Below are 23,042 nucleotides of genomic sequence, written 5' to 3'. Positions count from 1 at the left end.
AATTTCTATGTGTATTAAAATAATTTTAATTGTACACTAGATCTTCATTATTTAAAAATTTACTATTTTAACTTTTTTCTCATCATTATTAATTCCTTTGGAATTTCATACCCTCTCTTATTATAAAAGGCTTCAGCTGTGCTTCCTTTCATAGTCCAAAAGTGAATTACTCCCACTTCCTTTTCCATAAGTATATTCTCTAAAGCGTTTAAAAGTTTCTTTCCTGTTCCTTTCCCCTGTGAACTTGAATCCACAAAGAATTCCTTAACACAAAAATGCTCTCCATCATACCATTGCTCTAAATTTCCTAAGATAACGCCTTCTATTTTTTCATCATTTCTTAAAACAGCACCCCTAAATCCTGGAGTTAAAACCACATCATTAAGTCTTTTTTTAGCATTTTCAAAATCCCAAGGTTCATTCCATGGTTCCTTACTAAAGGTTTTAACAAAAAGCTCAGCACATTCATTTAAGTCTTCTTTTTTAAACTCATATATATTACTCATAATTCTTATACTCCCATTATTTTAAAATTCAACTAGAATTAAATTAGGAGATGAGTTTCTTCATCCCCTAATTTAATTATTATTCTATAATTTATATATAATATTAAAGATTATATTTTTCTAATATTTCTTTTTTAAACTCTCCATTTTCATAGAAAAGTTCTCCATCTGCATATATTCTTCCACCATTTCTCATGTCACAAAGCATGTCCCAATGAAGTGATGATCTATTTTTACCACCAGCCTCTGGCATAGAATCTCCTATAGCCATATGAACTGTTCCTCCTATTTTCTCATCAAATAGCATATTTCTAGTAAACTTCTTAATTCCATAGTTTGTACCTATAGCTACTTCTCCAAAATGGCTTGCTCCTTCATCAGTTTCTAATAAAGCCTTTAATAAATCTTCTCCTTTTTTAGCTTTATATGAAACAACTTTACCATCTTTAACTTCAAGTTCTATACCTTCTATTTCCTTTCCTGCATAAATCCCTGGGAATGAAAAAGTTATGTGTCCATTTATCTTATTTTCAACTGGTGATGTAAATATTTCACCATCTGGGAAGTTTACTCTACCATCACAATTTATCCACTTTCTTCCCTCTACTGAAACCTTAATATCAGTTCCTTCTGCTAAAATATGAAGTTCTTTTTTAGTATCTAAATATTTAACCCATCTTTCTTGTTCTTTGCTTACTCTATTCCATTCTGCCACAGGATCTTCATCGTCTAAAAGTCCTGCTCCATAAACAAAATCTTCATATTCACTAAAACTCATTGAAGCTTCCTGTGCATCTGCATATGTAGGAAATTGAGTTCCACACCATCTTAAAGAACCATCTCCCATTCTTCCTGAATAGAACTTTCTCCATCCCTTTTCTCCAGCTCTGCTATCTTTTATTTTTTCTGAATCTATATTGCTAAAGGCTCTAGTATTTCTAGCTCCCCATGCACTTAACCAAACATCTGCCTTTTCAAGCATAGTTTCCATCATTAAATTCCCTGATAATAATTGATCCTTTGTAGAAAATTTAAGTCTTGCCTCCTTAGCTTCTTCTGATTCTAAAATATACTCAACATGAGCTCCTACCTTAGTAGCTTCCTTTACTACTTCAGTAAGCCAAGGATTTGCAACCTCATTACAAGATACAAAAACAAAGTCTCCTTCCTTAACTCCTGTTGAATAATTTACAAGCAGTTTAGCTAACTTATTTAATCTTTGATCTGCCATATATATCCCTCCTAAACATACAAATTTATATATTTTAATTTTTGAACTCTATTTTAACTTACTATTTTTTATTAATAACAATAAATTTTTAAAACTAGTTTTCTAATTTTCGCCTAATCTTTTTCTTTCTTTAATATTTAAATTTAAAAAATAAAAATTATAAGTAATAATAATTAAAGGTGCTAAAAGTGCCGTAATATTAGAGTAATTTTTATAATATATATTTTTTAAAAGTAGTATTGCCATTATTATAGAAAGAATAATATTTAATACAAATAATACCTTTATTCTCTTTTTAGATAAAATCTTCCCTTTAGCCAAACCTTTTTCTCTCTCCATAAAATCACCAATTTGTTTCTATCTATTTCATAAGTTTTATCTATCAATTTTATTATACTCCTATAAAAATTTGTAAACTATATAAATATAAAAGAAGGTGGAAGAATTATTCCATCTTCTTTTATAAATCTATTCATATGTTAAATTATATTTCCCTTGTTTCATTCTTTAATAATTCTTTTTCCTCTTCATCTAAATATGGTGATAATAAATCATAAACCTTTTTATGATAATTATTTAGCCAATCCTTTTCCTCTTCATTTAATAAGCTTATATCTAATCCTTCTAAATCTATTGGACAAAGTGAAATAGTATCAAACTTATAAAATTCTCCAAACTCTTCTGAATAAGTATCTTTAACAACTACCATTGTATTCTCTGTTCTTATTCCATGTTTTCCTTCTCTATAAACTCCAGGTTCATTAGTTATAATCATTCCTGGCTCTAAGGCAACCTTATTTGGTACTGGACTTATGCTTTGTGGTCCTTCATGAACATTTAAGAAAAATCCAACTCCATGACCTGTTCCACATTTATAATCAATTCCTTCATTCCATAATGGTTCTCTAGCTTTTATATCAAGGGCTGATCCAGTTGTTCCCTTTAAGAATTTAGCTCTCATAAGGCCTATATGCCCTTTTAAAACTAGAGTATAATCTTTTCTCTCTTCCTCAGTTAATTCTCCTAAAACAAAAGTTCTTGTTATATCTGTAGTTCCATCTAAGTATTGTCCACCTGAATCTATTAATAAAAATCCTCTTGGTTCTAAAGTGTAATCACTCTCTTTAGTTGCTGAATAATGCATCATAGCACCATGTTCTTTATGCCCTGCTATAGTTTCAAAACTAATTCCTTTAAATAACTTATCTAAACTTCTAAGCTCTTCTAACTTATCTGAAGCTGATATTTCACTTATTTCTATCTTTCCAATGTTATCCTTAAGCCATTTCATAAACTTAACCATAGCTAATCCATCTCTAACTTGACACTTTCTTAAGTTATCTAATTCAACTTCATTCTTAATAGCCTTAAACTTAGTTGTTATGTTTCCAAATTCCACAATATTATTTTTATCCTTAATGCACTCGTATAAATAAGCACTTATCTTATTTGGATCAATTAAAATCTTTCCTTCTAAATTACTAATATCCTCTCCAATTTTCTCATATGATTTTAAAGTTACCCCTTCATTTAAAAGTTCTTCCTCCATTTTAGAAGTGAACTTTGATTTATCTACATAAAGATATGCTTCATTTTCTTTAACTAAGGCATAGCTTAAAACTACAGGATTGCATTTAACATCATTTCCTCTAATATTATAAAGCCAAGCTATGTCATCTAAAGAAGCTATAATATAATTATTAGCGCCTAGCTTTTTCATTTCCTCTCTAACTTCTCTTAATTTTTCTTTCGCACTTTTTCCACAGTACTTAACTTCATGTAAAAATGCCTTTTCCTTAGGAAGAGATGGTCTCTCTTTCCAAACCTCATCTAAAAGGTCCTCATCTATTTTTATATTAATATTATTTTCTTTCTCTAATTTTTTAAAATCTTTATATTCTCCTACGGAAAATACCTTTCCATCAAAAGCAATAGTTTCTCCTGCCTTTGCATTTTCTTTAAGCCATTCTAATAAGCTTGGCCATCCTGGAATTCTCATTTTAAACATTTCAATTCCAGAACCCTTTAACTCCTCTAAAGCTTGTATGAAATATCTACCGTCAGTCCACAAAATATCATTTTCTAAACCAACAAGTAAAGTTCCTGCTGACCCTGTAAAACCTGACATATATGCTCTCCCCCTATAATGTTCGCATACATATTCACTTTGATGAGCATCCTCACTAGGAATTATATAATAGTCAATTCCTTTATCCTTCATAATTTTTCTTAATTTTTCTAATCTTTCAGTCACCTTCATAATTATAGCCCCCTATTTTTTAATCTAAATTGTAATTTGATTTAACTTTTCAAACCTCAATTTAATTTTCTGCTTTCAATAATAGTAACACAAAAATATTCTCCTAAAAATACCAATTAATAAAAATTAATTAACTTTATAAGTATAACTTATTAATGTTATTAATAAGTTCTCTTAAAAAATTACATAATCCCTTATAAAATTACAATATAAAACATATATATTGGCTACATTATGAAAAAATTGTAAATATACCTTTAAAAAAGGAATTATCTTATGTAAATCAATTATTTTTTTATTATAATGTAAGCATATTACATTTATTTTAATGTTTATAAAAAATAGATAAGAGAGATTCTTTATGAGAAAATTTTTAAAATCTGCTATAGAGTATTTAGCAAAAGATCTTGACTTGGACAAAGAATTATTAGAGCAAATTCAATATGTTGTAATTGTATTGACCTTTGAATTTATTAAATGTATTTCTGTAATTCTAATTGCTGGAATACTTGGATATTTCAAAGAGAGCTTAATAGTAATTCTTAGCATGTGCTTTATAAAGCCATTTATTGGTGGATATCATGAAGATAGCCAATTAAAATGTTTTATTGCAACATTAATTATTACAACAAGTATAATCATGCTTGTTACTTTTAACAAGCTAAATCTATTTAGCATTGTTATTTTAAATTTGTTTAGTATTTTTAGTATTTATAATAAAGCTCCAGTAATAGATAGTAGATTTCCATTGACTAAAGAACATTTAATTAAAAAAAATAAAATATTAAGTGTTACAAACTCAAGTATTCTTTTTTTAATAACCTTAATATTTTTCAAAATTTCATGGATTTCTCAAACAATAACGTGGACTTTATTAATACAAACATTACTATTATTTAATAAGTATAAAAGGGAGGATTCTTAAAATGAGAAAATCAATATTATCAATGTTAGCATTATTAACTACATTAACTATCAACGCTTCAACTACTTCTTTTGCTACTATAGGATTAGAAGAAATGCCTGAGTCTATGAAAAAATCTAGATAAAAATGAATAAAACTATATTTTTAGCTGATACGATAAACACTTTTTTACAATGTGTATTATTTATAAGCACAATAAATTTATGTAGTAAAGAAGATTGCAAAAAACCAAAGTCAAAGATGTTATTTTATATATTTCTTTTGTGGACAATGATATCACTAACAACTTTTTTTATGGGAAATTCCAGTGTTGCAACATTAATTCTTCATTTAGTAATGTTAATCATTGGAGGTCTAATATATAAAGATGATTTTTTAGCTGCTGCTATTGGATTTAGTTTGATTTATTCATTCATTGTTATAACCTTAATAATTTCATCTTTTCTATATAATGTCTTATCCCAAAATATATCATTAATAAATAAAAGTAATATATTTTTCATAACTATAATGTATTTTCCACAGTATATACTTGCCTTTTTAGTTTTATATAAAAAGAAAGGTATATACTCACTTTACAAAACTATAAAGTCTAGGAATAGCTCAATTATCTATTTAATACTCTTTACAATAGTACTAGACTTTATAGCTTCATTTAATGCTATTATTAATGCAAAGGATAATCCTATATTTACAGAAATAATATTAACTTTATTATTCATATTTATAATATTTATAATAATATATTTTTCTAACATAGAGAAAAAATCCAAAGAAATTGAACTACTAAATTCAAATTTAGAACAGAATATTAGCTCATTAAGAAAATTAAAACATGATTATGGCTCTCAAATTTCTTATTTATATGGATTACATCTTATGGGGAACTATGAGAAATTAGGAGAATTATTAAAAAACATAATTGATGGTAATGATAATATTATTAATAATATTGTTGTATCTAATGACACTTCAATTATATCAATGATAGTAAATACTATTAATCTAAAAGATATTACTGTATTTATAGATGAAAATGCTGATTTATTAGAAACTAATGTAAACGAATTAGACTTTCAACGTATAGTTTCTAATATATTAAGAAATTCTATTGAAGCTTTAGATGGTAGTGGTTCAATAAAAATTAATACTTATTATAGTTTTAATTATTTTGTGTTAAAAATCCAAAATAATGGTCCTGAAATTCCAGATAAAATATTAAATAAAATATTTGATAGTGGATTTACCACAAAAGAAAATAAAGAAAGTAATAATGGATTTGGACTAGCTATAGTAAAGGAGTTAGTAGAATCATATAATGGAAAAATTCAAGTAAGTAGTACTGATGAATTCACTGAGTTTACAATATACTTACCTACAATAAAATAAGAAAAGAAACAGAGTTCTATCCTCTGTTTCTTTTTAAACTTTATTTTATAATTATATTAAGTTTTTTATTACTTTAATACCTTCTAGGGTTTCATTTTTAATTCCACCTGGAAACTTTTCTTCAGTTTCAAATTCAAACCCTGCCCATCTATATAACCTAATTGCTTTATAACTCCAAGTCTGAGTTGGTATGTACATATCACAATCTCCTTCAATAGCTATCATAAGTTTAACTCCTTCTGAGATAAGAGCTTTTCCTAATCCTTTTCCTTGATATTCTGGCTTCACAGCAACCCACTCCATAAATGGATGTCTTCTTTCCCCTGTATATCTCCACCAAGCTGTAAATGTAGCAATTTTTTCCTCATTATTATTTTCTATAAATATAGTTCTTCTTTCTAACTCATCTATATAAGGTAAATATTTGTTTTTAAAATATTCTTCTCCATCTTTAGCATTTTCAAATTCCAGTACAGATTTTTCTATTTCTGCCCAAGCTTTTTCATCACCTTTTTTAAACTTAACAAATCTAAAACCCTCTGGTAAAATTTCATCTTTTAATTCTTTTCCCTTTTCTCTCTTTAAAATTATTTTAAAAAATTCTATACTTTTATCTAACATTTATATCTCCCTCCAGATAAACCATATAACCTATTTAAACTTAATTTTTATCCTTATAGCTACTCATTAATAAGACTATAAGTAATTTCTTACACCTTTCTATATTTAATTTTATCATTAAACTTATAATTTTAATATTACACTACTTTTTTTCATTCTTTATATCTAGATATTAATTGATCCAAAGAAAATAATAATTTAATTAAGTAAATACCTCTTCAACTTAGTATTTGTATATCTACAGAAATCCATATTAATTTGTAGATATTAATTATGATATTATTGAACTCACTCATAAAAAAGTATTACAGATTCATAATATTGAAACCACTCCATATAAAAATTACAATTATGGTGGTTCTTCACTTTATGCTACAATATCTTATAATAGTATATGTAGTTAAGTTTTTTAATAAAAATATGGTGATTTATATGTAATACTTTATATGAGCATAATAATTTAGCTACGACTTATTAATTTAATGATTTAAGTTGAAATTAATTAAATAAAAGTAATAAAAGCTGTAATTAATTTGAGGTGTTTTAAATGGATATATGTGTTAGACCTGTATGGGCTGAAATAGATTTAGATATAATAGCAAATAATATGAAAGAAATAAGAAACCTAGTTGGTGAAAAGGAAATAATAGCCGTTGTTAAGGCTAATGCTTATGGTCATGGAGCTTTAGACATAGCTTCCACTCTTTTAGAAAATGGTGCTTCTAGATTGGCAGTAGCTATAATCACAGAGGCTGATGAACTTAGGGATGCTGGAATAACTGCACCTATTATGATTTTAGGTTATACTCCTATAAATTTTGCTGAAAATTTAATCAATAATGAAATTGAACAAACAGTTTATGATGTGGAATATGCTAAGGAATTATCTGACTTTGCCTTAAAGCTTGGCAAAAAAGCTAAAGTACACATTGCAATAGATACAGGAATGGGTAGAATAGGCTTCCTTCCAAATGAAGAGGGATTAAATAAAGTTTTAGAAATCTGCTCTTTACCTGGAGTTGAGGTAATAGGCCTATTTACTCACTTCTCAACATCAGATGAAAAAGATAAAACTTATACTTATGAACAATTTTCAAAATTAACTGCTTTTAATAAAGCTTTAGAAGACAATGGAATACACATTCCTTTAAAACATGCTTCTAATAGTGGGGCTATTATGGATTTACCAGAAACTTATTTAGACGGAGTTAGATGTGGAATTATTTCTTATGGATACTATCCATCTGAAGAAGTAAAAAAAGAAAACTTAAAACTTAAACCAGCACTTACATTAAAAACTAATGTAGCCTTTGTTAAAGAGTTAGATGAAGATATGTATGTAAGCTACGGAAGAACTTATAAAACTGAAAAGAAAAGTAAAATTGCCACTCTTCCAATAGGATATGCTGATGGATACTCAAGACTTCTTAGTGGGAAAGCCAAAGTTATAATAAAGGGTCAATTTGCTAATGTTATAGGAAGAGTTTGTATGGATCAATGTATGATTGATGTAACTCATATAGAAGATGTTAAAATTGGCGATGAGGTAATTCTTTTAGGGGAAGAAAATGGATTAAAATTTGATGCTAACGATATGGCTGAAATTATGGGAACAATAAACTACGAAATACTTTGTATGATCAGCCACAGAGTTCCTAGAATATATAAAAAGAATAATGAAATAGTTAAGGTAATAAACTATATTTAATAAAAATAGGAGTGTATTAAAAGTTATTTTAATACACTCTCTTAATTTAGTCATTAACATTTTAATGAACTATAACCTAATTTAATCATAATTATTTCTAGAACTAATTTTTTATTTTGTTTTTTCCTTATCATTAAACACTATTATCATTCCTAAAATAGCAAATATCACACTAGTGGATGTAACAAAACCATCTGCAGATATCCATGACATAAATGAAGCTAAAAAAACATATATTTCTGAAAAAATTAATCCTAAAATTGGACTTAATAAAATTATAATATACCCCATTAATCCTCTCCTATAATTAAACCGATTTTTCTAAAAATCTATTATTAAACAATTTTTTTCTTTTTATTATATCTTTAAAATAATTAATTTCTGTTTAACTAAACCTCCCCTATTATATATATGCTCCCTTAAAAAATAAAATTCTAATAAAAAACAAAAGAAGCTGTATAAATATAGTTAAATAAATTAAACTTAATTGTACTTAGCTTTTTAATACAGCTTCTTTTCATATAAAAAAATATAATTATTTAATTTTTATTTTATCTTTCAGTTCTTAAAGTTATGGATTCTTTTGAAGAAAGCTCTCCATTATTATATTTTGCTGCAATTTTAAAGTTATATATAGTATGTCTATTTAATCCTTTAAACTTATAGGTAGTCTCATCTTTTCCTAATTCAGCTACTTTTTTACCATCTTTATATAGTACGTATCCTTCTAATCCAAATGAATTTTCAGGTGCGCTCCACTGAACAGTTACAGTTTTCTTTGAAATATTAGTTGCTTTAAAATCTCTTACTGGGCATACTATAACTTCTGAGGAATCAATAGCTTTTAAAGCTTCTTCTATTACAATCTTTAATTCACCTAAAACTTTATCCACATCTACTTTTAATGAATTTTCATCATTTTTAACTCTTTCAGCCTCTAAAATAGCATCTTCTAACTTTATTTTTATTCCTTCAAGATGCTCAAATCCTTTAAGTTTTTCTAAAACATCATATGCTCTTTCTATCTCAGAATTTAATTCATCTTTATTAGGAACTTTTGAAAGTTCAAAATTAGCTTCTGCTTCAGTTAAATCAGAGATAGCCTTATTTATATCCTCTTCATTTGCACCTTCATTGTTTAATACCTCCTTAGCTTTATCTAAAGCTTTTTTAAGTTCTTCTATAGCATTAGGAATATATACTCCTTCTGCATTTTCTAATTTACTTTCTATTGAAGATATTATCTCTTCTAATTGTGCTTTATCAATTACATTAACTGATTCAACGAAAGTATCTATAGCTTCTTTTAAAGTCTTTGTTATATTTCTAATCTCTTCTAAGCTTGTAGAACTTTCAAAACCTTCCTCAGCAATTCTTATAGCTTCATTTAAAGCATCTACAGCTTCCTTAGGATACTGTCCATTTCCATTTCCCACTACTGCATTTTCTACTTTTTCCTTAGCTAAAAGTACCATTGATTTATATGCAGTTTCAGCACTTACAGCATCATAGTATGAATCTAATGTATTTTTTAACTCATCATAAGCTGTGTCTATTTCACTTTGTGAAACTTGCTTTTTATTGTAAACTTCTTTAGCCTCATTATTTTCTAACTTTAGCTTTTGAATTTCTGCATTTACTATAGCTTTTTCATTATAGTTCATGCTATTCATAAGACTTGGTAATATTTCATTTAGTAAAATATCAACATCACTTATTAAAGCTGCAAGTTTAGTTCTGTTTATTTGAACAAATCCCTTATAGAATTCATTTAAAGCTGATTTTAAAGTGCTCATAACTTCATTAGCCTCTTTTGAATTTATATCATTTCCTAAAGCTAATTTTGCCTCATTTATAGCATTTCCAAGGGATTCCTTAGCCTCTTCAGTATAGTTTCCAGCCATATCCCCAACTACTGCACTATTATATATATCTTCAACTACTCTTATATAAGAAGCTAAACTTGAAGTAGAATCTCCTTTATAAATTTTGATTTCTCCAATTTTAACATTCTCACTATTAAAATTAAATCTTACAAATCTTCCTATTTTTCCTGACTTTAATATATTAGAATATACAGCTTTATTCTCTTCATTGTTGTTCTCATCAACTATCTTTGTCCATTCTGTTCCATCATTAGAAATCTCTATAGAGTATTTTAATGGAGAATTTCCCTTGCTTACTATATCTATTGCGGATATATCCTTTTCCTTACTTAAATCAAAAGTTACAGACTTTTCCTCTTCTTGTCCTGGAACCCAAAGAGTATTTTCATTTCCATCTCTTAAATTATTTGCTTCAGAATTATTTGAAGTTACCTCAACCTTAGTTTCATCTTTCATAGCTAGGTTTTCTGGAATTGCAAATACATTTAATTCAGCAGCTGAAGCAAATCCTCCAACCCCTTCTAAAGCTACAAGTTTAACATGAGTTGCCTTTGTACTATTAAATTTTAATGTTTTTAAACTTCCACTATCATCCCAATTTCCTTCAGATATTTTTCTAAAATTATTTCCATCCTCACTTACATGAAGCTCATATTTAGTTATATTTCCATTTTTAGCACCACTTCTTGGTAAGTAAGTAAACTTATTAATTTCGTAACTCCCTCCAAGTTCTAAAGTAATACTTTGTGGTAACTCTTCTACAGGATTATATTTTGTATGCCATATAGTATTTTCCTTTCCATCAATAGCAAACTTAGCTAAGCCTTCATTTCCTACATCAGGATGCTCTGATGTTGCTGTAGCTTTCATATTTCCTTGAGGTAATGCTATGGAAGCTTGTTCAACTTTATTTATAGCCTCTTTACTCATAGCTTTAATTTCTGCAATAGCTGCCCAAGCTTGATCAAATGAACCACCTGGAGCTTTTCCTGTAATAGTAGCATGTATTTTACTTATTTCTTTTTTTACAGGAATATTATATGACTTTTTATTATCCTCTGTATTAGAAGTCATATCCAATACTGTTTCTCTATTTCCACTCTCATCTTCAACTTCCACTTTAAATTGGAATCTAAATCCTTCCTTTTCAAAATGAAGCTCTAAGAAATCTACAAAATTATTTCCTTCTAAGTCAATTGTGGCATTAGCTGGCATAGCTCCATTATCACTTATCCAAAGGGAACTTAAATCTCCGTCTGTAATATTAGATAAAGGATTTCCACTTTGAGAATTAGAACCACTTACATTTTTATTTTCTGCTATATTTACATAATTAGCTGGTTTTTCTTTTGACATGGCCTTTACTTCTGCAATAGCTGCCCAAGCTCCTGGATGTTGTCCACCTTCTGCTTTTCCTGTCATAGTAACATGAACTTTATTTATATCTTTTCCTACAGGTATTTTATATGATTTTTCATTATCTTCTTTATTTGAAGTCATATCTAATACATTTTCTTTATTTCCATTTGCATCTTCTACTTCTACTTTAAATTGGAATCTAAGTCCTGGCTTTTCAAAGTGAAGCTCTAAGAACTCAACATTTTCTGTTCCTTGTAAATCGATAGATGTAGTTGCTGGAGTTTTTCCACCATTACTAACCCAAAGAGAATTTAAATCTCCATCTGTAATATTAGATAATGATTTTCCATTTTCAGCCTCTGCTCCAGTAACTGTTTTTCCTAAAGCAACGTTAGTATACTCATCTTCCTTTTCTTTTCCTCCATATACCATTATTTCTGCTAATTCTGGTATTTTATATGATGGACTTAGGTTTAAATCTACATTAGTTAATGAAACCTTAACTTTTTGAGCCTTTCCAGTAAAATCAACCTTTTCAATGACTCCCTTACTAGAATAATCCTCAGATTTATCTGATACTATTTTCCACTGTCCACTTTCATCCATAACCTCTACTTTGTATGCTACAGCCCTATCACCAGCCTGATTTCTAAAAGCAAATTCTATTCCATCTACACTTTTAACTCCTTGTAAATCTACAGTTACACTTGCAGGATATCCCTCCCTATCAGCAATCCACATAGTTCCTGTATTTCCATCTGTAATGTTACTTAAAGGATCGGCTTCAGTTTCTTCATGAGTTTCACTACTTACAGGCTTTCCTAAAGCAATATTAACTCTTTCAACTGATTCATTTTCACCTAATATTTTATCCATATTAGTTACTGAATAACTTTCCATGGCTATCTTAGCAAGTTCTCCTAAGTTTTCATTAGAAGCTTCTGTAGGATAAAGCTTATCTGTATCACTCTTCTTGTTTACCCAGTCATACTCCATCTTAAACCAATCTATATTAGGGGCTTTAGCTCCTCCATCTAATTCAGCTTGTAATCCATTTATCCATTTTTCCCATCTAGCATAATAATAATCCTCAGTTAATCCTGACCATTGTCTATTAGAATAATCTTTAAGCCCACCACCGTCAGCATTATTTCTTGAACCCCAAGTTGTTACTAAAGCTCTAGCATTAAATTCAAATAAGTCCTTAGTCCAATCATCAGAGTCCTTAAGCATAGTTCTAGCATCTTCAATCCAATTTCCTATTAAGAATTCAGGTCTAGTTGATAATACTCTCTCTTGAAGCTTTATAAGTTCTAAAAACTTTCCTGAAACAAATTTAAATTTCTCTCCATTTCCATTATTATAAGCATTACACATAACCTCATAATATTCTTGAGCTGAGTTAGCTAATAATTGTTTTAATATATCAGCAAAGTCATAAAGGAATGCATCACTATCTTTGAATTCATCATAGTTCTTTGCAAATATTTCAATAGCTTTTTCAAATTCACTCTTATCATAAACTATTTTTGAATGTCCCCAAGTTGAAGCACTTTTTATTCCAAAGCCTGGTCTTGCATTTATAATAGACTCAGCAGCACCTTGGTAATAATCATTTCTCTTTTTGTAAGCAGTGTCTAATATAATATTCCAAGCCTCTAAAATCTCTTTATTAGTCTTACCATATCTTCTTTCAATATAATCTTCAGTCCATGTTCTAAAGTTTATTTGATCTCTAGTCCAAGCCATGTCAAATAAAAGTTCATACGCTAAAGGATTTGTATTTATAGCCTCTGGTGTAATACCTATACCAACCATATGCTCTGAATTAGCTAAGGCTTTAGGAATTTCTGTTGCAAGTTTTTCTGGTGCTGCATCCATTCCCATTCTTCCTCCAAAATTATGAAGCATATTCCAAATCCATGGTAAATCTCTTTCCTCTAATCTATTCCAGTCTGGACTTACCTCTGAGAAAAGATCTAATACCATAGCTTGGTCTTTTTTAGTTAATCCTTCTAACTTATTATTACTAGGATTTCCTTGCCAGTTTTGTATAACCCAAACTGCATCATTATCATGCTCTATCATCTTATTTTGAATTATTTCATATATCTTTCCATTATCTAAATCACCAGTATTTCCTCCCTCATGGAATGGATCTACTCCATAGAAGTTAGTTACATCTCCAAACACTTCTTTTTGCTTTTCATAGAAAACATCTGCAACCTTTTGGAAATAATCTGCCTCCCCTTCATTTACATATGTTTTAAGCATATCTGGTCTATCAAAGCCACACCATCCCCCTTGAGAAATAGTTTGTGCTTCTTGATTTTTTTCCTTAAAGTCTCTTGGAACCATACCTGAGTATCCTTGAAGAACAGGATTTATTCCAAAACTTTGCATTCTATCATGCATTTTTCTTCCAAGCTCTGCTCTTTGCTCAAACCAATCGTTAGGAAGTGGACCTCCAAATCCAGTCATATTTTGCATATAGAACCAAGCAAAATATGCAGGTCCTGAAATAAATTCTTTAACCTCTTCATCGCTATATCCAAATTCATTTAAGGTTCTTCTTAAAACCTCTTCTTGTCCAATTATATCTAAAACTAAGTTAACCCCATTCATAGCACACCAATCTAGGAATTCTTCATATTGATCCCAATCCCAGAAAGACATTGTATAAGAATAGGTACAAAAGTTTAATGCATATCTATGCTCATATGGAGTATCTATAACTACTCTCTCCCCAACAGAAGGCATTGTTTCAGGCATTTTTAAATTAGACCCCATTATTGGATTGTAACTTACATTACAATAATTTTTTAAATAATAGTTAAATCCTGATGCTAAGGAAACACCATTATTCCCCTTTATTAAAACCTTTCCATCTCCTGAATCAGAAACCTCAAAAACATCATTTCCATTTAATTGATCTCTTATTTCAAAAATAAACTTGTCTTTAAATTCTCTTCCTATTACTCTACCAACTAAATTCTTTATTTCATTTAAAGTTTTTTCATTGGCATAGGCACTATCACTATTAAACTTTTCATATTCAGTAGCCCAAGGGGTTTCACTAAAATTACTTGTAGCAATTTTCTTAACTTCCGGTAAACTCTCTCCTGTATTTTTACCAAATACATTTATTTCAGCTATATTCACCCTATCACTATTACTATTTTGGACTACATCAATTCTAATCTTTCCTGCCCTTACGTTATCAATGGTATGCATATTACCATTACTGTCTGATACATTATCATTATTTTTATATGCTATTTTATTAAAGTTTTCTCCATCTTCTGAAGCATATATATTATATTTATAAACAGCTTCATCCTTATTAAATATTTCAATTTTTGATAATTCGTAAATTCCACCTAAGTCAACTTCTATCCATTTATAATCATTTGAAGATTCCCAATAGGTAGATAAATCACCATCTATGGCTAAATCAGCTGTATTGCCCTCAGTATTTCCCTTTGCAGTTACAGTAACCCCTTCCGTAATTTCAACACCAGTTGATGCCCTTACCTTAATTGCACTTGGATTAACTAATCCAAATACAAAAGTACTTGCTAAAACATAAGCCATTTGCTTTTTAAATTTTTTACTAAACAATTTAAAATCCCCTTCACTATAATATATTCAATAAAACTACTTTTTGTTGTGCTTTACTATTATATTAATATGTTTAGTAAGTTAAAAAAATGTATGTTATTACAAAAAACTAGATGTTCCTACAAAAAATAACTAAATATTTAATTCTCATCTTAACCAAAATAAACAAAAAATATTTTTAATCCATAGTACTAAGCTTTTTTCATAAAAACTAAATTTTTAATCACTACCACTTAATTAAAAGTAATAGCAAAAATTAAAGCTTATAGCTAACTTTAAACTTATTAAAATTAGCTACAAACCCTAACTATTTAAATCAAAATATTTTATTATTTTTTAATTATTGTGGTCCCATATATGGGTTATTTCTAGTTTTATCTTTTCCAAGTTTTCTTGATTCCTTAGAGTATCCTATTTCATTAGCAGTTTCATTTTTCATTTTCTCTACTTCTTTTTTAGTTTTTTGACTAGTCTTTTTGTTATCTTTGCTGTTTTTATTATTTTTATGAGACAAAGTTAAACACTCCTTTCAAATTAAGTTCTTAATTAGTATTTAACTTTAATAACTCATATATCCTTAAAACAACTTTCCAAAACTGCTTACTATTTCCTAAAAACCACTAACACTTTACTTCCTTAAATTCATAATCCTTAGTTACATCATTTACCCATTTTCCACTAATTACCCTATATACACTAGTAAGAGATTTTAATATTTCATCACATTTTATAACTAAGAATACTAAGGCAACTGGAAGTTCTAAAACAAAGGCTACAAAAAACCCACCTGGAATAGCAACAAGCCACATAAAAATAAGATCATTTATCAAGACAAACTTAGCATCTCCACCACCTCTAAGTACACCCATCATAAAATTACTTGCAAGAGATTGAAATACTATTATTCCTGAAGTTACAGTCATTATTTCCATAGCTATTAATTTTGTTGAATAAGATACATTATAGAAATTAACAACAAATGGTTTTATAAGTAAAATCATAAGTCCTGATATACACCCCATAACAACACTGAAAATCCCTATGCTATAAGCATATTCCTTTGCTTTTTCTTTTTTCCCTTCTCCTATGGTATTTCCTATAATTACTGCTGTTGCATTAGACATACCAAATATAAAAACTGTTACAAATTGATGAGCAACTCCATTTATACTATTAGCAGCTACAACCTCTGTTCCCATTCTACCAACTATTACAGATATCATAGAAGCTCCAATTGCCCAAAGTAATTCATTACATAAGACAGGAGTACATAATCCAACATAATCTTTTAAAATCTCTTTATCTAGCTTTAATAAATGTTCTATTTTAAGACCAATCTTTCTTTCATATATAAACATAAACACTAAAACTATTGAAAACTCAGTAATTCTAGCACAGACAGTAGCTATGGCAGCTCCTCTTATTCCAAGTTCGGGAGCACCTAAATTTCCAAATATAAAAATCCAGTTTAATATTGAATTTACCACTAAAGAAGCAGTATAAACTATAATTGATATACTAACAGTTTTTACTGAACGAAGCATCATTATTGTACAGTTTGTAATAGAATAGAACAAATATCCTATGCACACAATTCTTAAATAACTTGCTCCAAAATCTATAACAGCCTTATCAGTTGTGAAAATTCCCATAAAGTATTTTGGTAAAAATAATGCTATAAATATGAAAATACCAGTTATTAATAAACACACCCTATACATTATGGCCAAAATCTTATGAATTGTTTTTACATTTCCCTTTCCCCAATACTGAGAAATCATAATATTAGATCCCCCAGCTAGTCCAAACATTAAAATTGTAAGTACAAAAAATAAATTATTAGCTATAGAAACTGCTGATAGTTGAATTTCCCCCAAAGCTCCAACCATCAAAGTATCTACCATACTTACCATAAAGGTTATTAAATTTTGTACTGCTATTGGCAAAGCAATACTAAAAAGTAACCTATAAAATCTTTTGTCTCTAGTTATAATCATAATTAGCCCCCTTACTAAAAATATATTCTTATAAAAGTCAATGTACATTATAGCATTCTGTACTAACTTATAATACGTGTTTAAATTTAACAATATATGAATATTAAAGCAATTTTATTAATATTTTTATTTTCAAATTAATTCTTAATTAAAAAAAGCCCTAAGTTTTAAACTTAGAGCTTTAAAATCTAAACTAAATTATCATTTGCATAATAATAATTTCCATTTATAACTTCCATATCTTTTAATTTTTCAGAATCGATATAAGTTCCTGGTATATAAGTATATTCTATTAGTTTGTTTTTCCCTAGCTTGTCAGAATATTTAGTAAAAGCTAGCATATACACATCATTTATTTCTGAGGTGTATGTTTTTTCTGGTGCATAAGCATTCATCTCTTTAAAAAAATCGCTTACATCTTGGTATGGAGCTATTAAATAAACCTCATCCCATTCAAAAGCTATATTTTTATTTAAAGAAATTAAATCTAGCTTTTTATCCTCTTCACCTTCTATAATACTTATAACTTCTTTGTTTAATGACTTATTTTCTCCAACATAGTCATTATGATACAACCCTAGATATACTATAGATATTAAAAATATTATTACTAAAGTTGTAATAGAGATAGCAACCTTTTTCTTCATACAGACCACCTCTCAAAAATAAAATTTCCTTTTAAAAAAAGTAAGATATATTTTACTATATCTTACTTTAATTTTACCACATATTACATAATCATTATATACTTCAAAATAATTTAATATTATAACTACTTTTATACTTAAATTAATAATAATTTTATTTTCTTGCTTTTTGTATTTTCACTTTTTTACCCTTTATAGTAACTTCCTTAAAGCTCTTTAAAACTTTATCACCTTTTCCATTTAATATGTCAACATAAGAAAAACCATCTTGAACATCTATTATTCCAATATCTTCTCCTGTTAAACCTGGTAAGTTACTAAAACATCCAACAATGTCAAAGGCTCTTATTTTCTTTTTCTTTCCGCCATTAACATGTATTTTAACTATATCAACATGAACTTCTTTCTTAGGTTTCTTACTCTCTTTTAATTGAACCTTTTGACTTTCCTTAAATATTTTTCTTCCAGCTTTAACTTCTTCATCAGAAGGAAGACTTGCTTTTCTTATTTCATAGCCAATATATTCTTCAACATTCTCTAAATATTTCTTCTCATAATGATTTACAAAGGTAATAGCCTTTCCTTCTCTTCCTGCTCTACCGGTTCTTCCTATTCTATGAACATAGCTTTCTGTTTCCATTGGAACCTCATAGTTTATAACAAGTTCTATGCTATCTACGTGAATTCCTCTAGCCGCTATATCAGTACAAACTAAAACTTTAAAGTGCTTATCTCTAAAGTTTTCCATAACCTCAATACGCTTCTTTTGCTCCATATCCCCATGAAGCTCATTACAAGTTATTCCCTCATCCTTAAGCATTTTGTAAACAGACTTAACCTTATTTCTTGTATTACAAAATACTATAGCACTCTCTGGATGATAAGAATAAAGGCATTTCCATAAAGCTTTACCCTTATTTTTCTCCTCTATTTCAATTGCACTTTCTTCTATTCTATCTCTATTGAATACTTTTGATTTAACCTCTAAAAGCATAGGATTTCTCATATACTCTTCACATATTTCCTCTATTTCCTTAGAAAATGTAGCAGAAAATAATGCAGTGGTTTTATTTAATCTTAATTCTCCTAATATGTCCTTTATTTGATCAATAAATCCCATTGAAAGCATTTTATCAGCTTCATCTATAACTACATAGTTAACTTCACTTAAGTCTAAAGTTCCTCTTTCCATATGATCAAATACTCTTCCTGGAGTTCCTACTACTATATGTACTCTTTGTTTAAGCTCTCTAATTTGCTCATTAAAAGGTTGTTTCCCAAATATAGCCGCACATCTAACCTTTTTTATTCTTCCTATATTAGAAAGTTCATCTTTAACTTGAATTGCTAACTCTCTAGTTGGTGTTAAAACTAGACACTGAACCTTTTTTTCTTCAATATTTATCTTTTCACAAACAGGTATTCCAAAACTTGCAGTTTTACCACTACCAGTTTGAGATTTAACTATTATATCTTCACCCTTTAATAATTTTGGAATAGAAGCTTCCTGAACCTCTGATGGATTTTTATATCCTAAATTATTAAGCGCTTTAATAATATCATCACTTAAATTTAATTCATTAAATTTCATATATTGTTTTTATCTCCTTTTTTAAAACTTTATTAGTCTTCTTATAGTTATACCATATATTCATTTTTTCTACTAATTTTAATTTTTAAAATCCTAAGAAAATAGGATAATACTACATTTTTCCATATATCATAAAGAGGGAAACAGTCAAAATTCTTAATATTAAAAAAATAACATAATACTATGTTTTCTCCTTTATTAACTTATATATTTTAAAATATCTTATTATAAAGATTTTTCTTTATAATAAAAAAGTGAACACAAACAATATATTTTTTATTGCTTATGTTCACTTTAAACTATCTATTGTAAGTAAGTATTAAATTTTATTTTCACTATATAAGGCTGTATCAAAATATAATAATAAAAATTATAAACAGTATGAAGAGAACATATAGATGAGCTTTAGAATTTAAATTATTACGTAGAAAATATCACGTAAAAAAGCTGAGACTGTTAATTCCTTAGGAATACAATCTCACAAAGTTCGATTGCATAAGTTCAAGAATCCAAATTCAAAATTTGGACTTTCACTTAAGTTTCGAAGCTTTAGTGATATTTTCGAAGTAATGATTATAAATTCTTAGCGAAATCTAGTAATTCTCGGAATATGTTTATAATTTTTATAAAAAGTTATTTTGATACACGCCCATAAACTTTATTTTAAAAGTCTAACTACATTTTCAGTTGTTAATTCTAAATTTCTACTTCCTTCTTTTAAAGCTTCATCTAAAGTTGAAACTCCAGTCATTATACTAAATATACTCTTTATGCCTATTTCATAAAGGTCTTCTATTCCCTCTCCAACTTTTCCTGAAAAGGCAATTGTAGAAACTCCATTCTCCTTAGCCACAGTAGCAACTCCCATTGGTGTTTTCCCGTATATAGTTTGATCATCTATACTTCCTTCACCAGTAAATACAAAGTCTGCTCCTTTTACCTTTTCAGCTAACTCTGTATGTTTTATTACAAGCTCTATACCTCTTTTTAATTCTCCACCTAATAGTAATAAAGCGGCACCTAATCCTCCAGCAGCACCAGAACCTTCTATATGTGAAACTTCTTTTCCTAGGTCTTTTTTTATTACTGAAGCGTAATGAGCTAAATTATTGTCTAATTCTTTAACAATCTCTTTAGTTGCTCCCTTTTGAGGACCAAATACTGCTGAGGCTCCTTTTTCCCCTACTAATGGATTAGTTACATCACAAGCTACTTCTATTGATACTTCCTTTAGTCTTTCATCTAAAGAACTTAAATCAATACTTTCTATATCCTTTAATGCTCCTCCTCCAAAGGCTATTTGATTTCCATCCTTGTCTAAAAGTTTTCCACCTAAGGCTTGAAGCATTCCACATCCTCCATCATTAGTGGCACTTCCACCTATTCCTATAACTAAATGTTTTATTCCTTGATCTAATGCAGCCTTTATAAGCTCTCCAGTTCCAAAAGTTGTTGTTATTAAAGGATTTCTTTCTTCTCTCTTAACAAGTTGAATCCCTGAAGCACTAGCCATTTCTATGACAGCAGTCTTTCCATTACCTAAAACTCCATAAAAAGCTTCCACCTTGTTTCCTAAAGGTCCAGTAACATTTACTCTTTCTATTCTTCCAAAGGTAGCATGAACTAAGGCTTCTACAGTTCCCTCTCCACCGTCAGCCATTGGAACCTTTATGCATTCTGCATCTTTAAAGACCTTTTTAATTCCTCTTTCCATAGCATTACAGGCTTCCATTGAAGTCATACTTTCCTTAAATGAATCTGGTGCTAATACAAATTTCATCTTTATTTCCTCCTACTAGATTTTATCTTAACTTTTCATTTTAAAATCCACTGTGCTTTTACTAAAAACTCTTTTTTAAATCATAATTCTTAAAAGTTAATAAATTTCATACTAAGTTTAAATTAAACCTTATTAAAAATTTTCTTTATTATAAAGTAACAAAATATTTCTACCTTAGTGATAATAATCATATAGTTAACACTTTTCTTTATTTATTAAATAACTATTTTAATATTATTCCAAATATTATAGTTGATACAATTGTCATTGTTAATCCAACTAAAGATTCATATGGTATAAGTTTAAGTCTTTCCTTCATGTCCATTGAAACACTTCCACCAGTAGCGTGGAAGAAGCTTCCATGAGGTAAGTGATCTAAAACTGTAGCCCCAGCATGTATCATAGCTGCTGTAGCAAGTGGTGCCACTCCTAATTGAACAATTGTTGGTCCAAATACTGATGTAGCCACCGCTGTTCCTGAAGTAGTAGAAGCAGTTGCCGCTGACATAAGTATTCCTGAAACTGGAGCTAACATAAAGCTTGGTAATCCTAAAGCGTTTATTCCACTTATAATAACATCCTTTAATCCTGAGTTAGCAATTATTCCCGCTAAAGTACCTGTACCTATTAAAAGTATAGCTACTCCACTCATCTTAGCTAGTCCATATGTTGCATATTTGTTAATATGCTTAATTTTTCCCATAGCTAGTATTCCGCATATACCACCTACTGGTAAAGCTATTAATGGATCTATAGCAATGCCTGCTATTGGTCTTAACATTAATAAGATTATTGCTACTAATGGTCCAACCATCGCTGGTAAAAATCCAGGCATATCTGTTAACTCTTTCATATGTTCATCAGATTCTACTAAAGAACCTTTTTGTTTTATTCTACTTGCTAATATACATGTAATTATAACTCCAAATATAGCTGGTACTATACCTGCTATCATAACGTTAGTTAATGAAACTCCTAAATTATCTGCTGCCGCAATGGTATTTGGGTTTGGAGACATTATATTTCCTGCCTTACCTCCACCAACCATGGCTAATAATATAGCTGGTTTACTTAAACCTGATTTGTGAGCTATTGCTAAAGCTATTGGAGATACTGTTATTACTGAAACGTCTACAAAAACTCCAACCATTGTTAAAACCATGGTAGCTATTGCTAAGGCTATAAGAGCTCTTGATTCTCCAATCTTCTCAACTATTGTCTCTGCAATCTTGGCTGCCGCTCCGGATTCAATTAAAACCCCAGCTAGTACCCCTGCTGTAAGTATTCTAAGGATAGCAGGCATCATATTTTTGGCTCCATCCATCATTAAATTAACTGTCCCTGTTAGTCCTGCTCCACCAACAAGTCCACCTATTAAAGCTCCTAATATAAGTCCGTATGCTGGATGAACCTTTTTTATGATAAGAGTGATTGCAATAACTAATGCAATTACTGCACCTAAAGCTGTAACTGTTACATTCACAATAAATTCCTCCTTCTTATTAAACTCATTTATTCTTA

General features: G+C 28.9%; 16 protein-coding genes. 4 read left to right on the top strand and 12 right to left on the bottom strand.

The features are described from left to right. Window positions 1-62: 62 nt before the first annotated feature. The 3 genes from CPF_RS04285 to CPF_RS04270 form a co-directional block, all read right to left on the bottom strand. Window positions 63-506, bottom strand: coding sequence for a GNAT family N-acetyltransferase (locus CPF_RS04285; protein WP_003474296.1), 444 nt, complete (start codon window positions 504-506; stop codon window positions 63-65). 103 nt (window positions 507-609) lie between these two features. Continuing rightward, on the bottom strand, window positions 610-1,737 hold the full coding sequence (locus tag CPF_RS04280) for an aminopeptidase (RefSeq protein ID WP_011590412.1): 1,128 nt from the start codon (window positions 1,735-1,737) through the stop codon (window positions 610-612). Between the two features lie 484 nt (window positions 1,738-2,221). Further along, window positions 2,222-3,997 carry an aminopeptidase P family protein gene (locus tag CPF_RS04270; protein WP_011590410.1) on the bottom strand — a complete coding sequence of 592 codons (1,776 nt, stop codon included), beginning with the start codon at window positions 3,995-3,997 and terminating at the stop codon, window positions 2,222-2,224. A 361-nt stretch (window positions 3,998-4,358) separates the two neighbouring features. Between CPF_RS04270 and CPF_RS04265 the strand changes: the two genes are divergently transcribed. The 3 genes from CPF_RS04265 (at window position 4,359) to CPF_RS15095 (ending at window position 6,311) form a co-directional block, all read left to right on the top strand. Next, entirely contained in the window at window positions 4,359-4,922 is a 564-nt protein-coding gene (locus CPF_RS04265; RefSeq protein WP_003455702.1) for an accessory gene regulator AgrB, read from the top strand. Between the two features lies 1 nt (window position 4,923). Next, window positions 4,924-5,046 carry a hypothetical protein gene (locus CPF_RS15190; RefSeq protein WP_003453910.1) on the top strand — a complete coding sequence of 41 codons (123 nt, stop codon included), beginning with the start codon at window positions 4,924-4,926 and terminating at the stop codon, window positions 5,044-5,046. A 170-nt stretch (window positions 5,047-5,216) separates the two neighbouring features. Then, window positions 5,217-6,311: a sensor histidine kinase gene (locus CPF_RS15095; RefSeq protein ID WP_233419463.1), complete on the top strand. Its 1,095-nt coding sequence runs from the start codon at window positions 5,217-5,219 to the stop codon at window positions 6,309-6,311. A gap of 51 nt (window positions 6,312-6,362) precedes the next feature. On the opposite strand, the gene CPF_RS04255 is transcribed toward CPF_RS15095, so the two are convergent. Continuing rightward, entirely contained in the window at window positions 6,363-6,932 is a 570-nt protein-coding gene (locus CPF_RS04255) for a GNAT family N-acetyltransferase (RefSeq protein ID WP_011590408.1), read from the bottom strand. 547 nt (window positions 6,933-7,479) lie between these two features. On the opposite strand from CPF_RS04255, the gene alr reads away from it, so the two are divergent. Continuing rightward, entirely contained in the window at window positions 7,480-8,640 is a 1,161-nt protein-coding gene (alr, locus tag CPF_RS04250) for an alanine racemase (RefSeq protein WP_011590407.1), read from the top strand. 111 nt (window positions 8,641-8,751) lie between these two features. Here the strand turns inward: alr and CPF_RS04245 are convergent, their stop codons facing one another. The 8 genes from CPF_RS04245 to CPF_RS04215 all read right to left on the bottom strand — a co-directional run bounded on the left by CPF_RS04245 (window position 8,752) and on the right by CPF_RS04215 (window position 23,004). Continuing rightward, complete coding sequence (locus CPF_RS04245; protein WP_003455738.1) at window positions 8,752-8,931, bottom strand: hypothetical protein; 180 nt, start codon at window positions 8,929-8,931, stop codon at window positions 8,752-8,754. Window positions 8,932-9,191: 260 nt separating this feature from the next. Beyond that, window positions 9,192-15,506 carry an alpha-N-acetylglucosaminidase TIM-barrel domain-containing protein gene (locus CPF_RS04240; protein ID WP_041702633.1) on the bottom strand — a complete coding sequence of 2,105 codons (6,315 nt, stop codon included), beginning with the start codon at window positions 15,504-15,506 and terminating at the stop codon, window positions 9,192-9,194. Window positions 15,507-15,846: 340 nt separating this feature from the next. Then, complete coding sequence (locus tag CPF_RS14740; protein ID WP_003454088.1) at window positions 15,847-16,020, bottom strand: small, acid-soluble spore protein, alpha/beta type; 174 nt, start codon at window positions 16,018-16,020, stop codon at window positions 15,847-15,849. A gap of 106 nt (window positions 16,021-16,126) precedes the next feature. Beyond that, window positions 16,127-17,503 (bottom strand): MATE family efflux transporter, encoded by a 1,377-nt coding sequence (locus tag CPF_RS04235; protein ID WP_011590405.1) that lies wholly within the window; start codon window positions 17,501-17,503, stop codon window positions 16,127-16,129. 188 nt (window positions 17,504-17,691) lie between these two features. After that, on the bottom strand, window positions 17,692-18,150 hold the full coding sequence (locus CPF_RS04230; protein WP_003454082.1) for a hypothetical protein: 459 nt from the start codon (window positions 18,148-18,150) through the stop codon (window positions 17,692-17,694). Between the two features lie 154 nt (window positions 18,151-18,304). Then, complete coding sequence (locus tag CPF_RS04225; protein WP_003455781.1) at window positions 18,305-19,741, bottom strand: DEAD/DEAH box helicase; 1,437 nt, start codon at window positions 19,739-19,741, stop codon at window positions 18,305-18,307. Window positions 19,742-20,399: 658 nt separating this feature from the next. After that, complete coding sequence (locus CPF_RS04220; RefSeq protein ID WP_004456183.1) at window positions 20,400-21,521, bottom strand: glycerate kinase; 1,122 nt, start codon at window positions 21,519-21,521, stop codon at window positions 20,400-20,402. Window positions 21,522-21,744: 223 nt separating this feature from the next. Then, window positions 21,745-23,004, bottom strand: coding sequence for a GntP family permease (locus tag CPF_RS04215; RefSeq protein ID WP_003465956.1), 1,260 nt, complete (start codon window positions 23,002-23,004; stop codon window positions 21,745-21,747). Window positions 23,005-23,042: the final 38 nt, after the last annotated feature.

The organism is Clostridium perfringens ATCC 13124 (assembly GCF_000013285.1).
GTDB lineage: Bacteria > Bacillota > Clostridia > Clostridiales > Clostridiaceae > Sarcina > Sarcina perfringens.
Note: the sequence above shows the minus strand (reverse complement) of the source record. Positions and strands in the feature narration are given on the sequence as shown.

Coding starts and splice junctions, on each gene's coding strand:
- CPF_RS04225 (WP_003455781.1), bottom strand. CDS start 19,741: ATGAAATTTAATGAATTAAATTTAAGTGATGATATTATTAAAGCGCTT.
- CPF_RS04255 (WP_011590408.1), bottom strand. CDS start 6,932: ATGTTAGATAAAAGTATAGAATTTTTTAAAATAATTTTAAAGAGAGAA.
- alr (WP_011590407.1), top strand. CDS start 7,480: ATGGATATATGTGTTAGACCTGTATGGGCTGAAATAGATTTAGATATA.
- CPF_RS04270 (WP_011590410.1), bottom strand. CDS start 3,997: ATGAAGGTGACTGAAAGATTAGAAAAATTAAGAAAAATTATGAAGGAT.
- CPF_RS04230 (WP_003454082.1), bottom strand. CDS start 18,150: ATGAAGAAAAAGGTTGCTATCTCTATTACAACTTTAGTAATAATATTT.
- CPF_RS04245 (WP_003455738.1), bottom strand. CDS start 8,931: ATGGGGTATATTATAATTTTATTAAGTCCAATTTTAGGATTAATTTTT.
- CPF_RS04285 (WP_003474296.1), bottom strand. CDS start 506: ATGAGTAATATATATGAGTTTAAAAAAGAAGACTTAAATGAATGTGCT.
- CPF_RS15190 (WP_003453910.1), top strand. CDS start 4,924: ATGAGAAAATCAATATTATCAATGTTAGCATTATTAACTACATTAACT.
- CPF_RS04280 (WP_011590412.1), bottom strand. CDS start 1,737: ATGGCAGATCAAAGATTAAATAAGTTAGCTAAACTGCTTGTAAATTAT.
- CPF_RS04235 (WP_011590405.1), bottom strand. CDS start 17,503: ATGATTATAACTAGAGACAAAAGATTTTATAGGTTACTTTTTAGTATT.
- CPF_RS04220 (WP_004456183.1), bottom strand. CDS start 21,521: ATGAAATTTGTATTAGCACCAGATTCATTTAAGGAAAGTATGACTTCA.
- CPF_RS04265 (WP_003455702.1), top strand. CDS start 4,359: ATGAGAAAATTTTTAAAATCTGCTATAGAGTATTTAGCAAAAGATCTT.
- CPF_RS15095 (WP_233419463.1), top strand. CDS start 5,217: ATGGGAAATTCCAGTGTTGCAACATTAATTCTTCATTTAGTAATGTTA.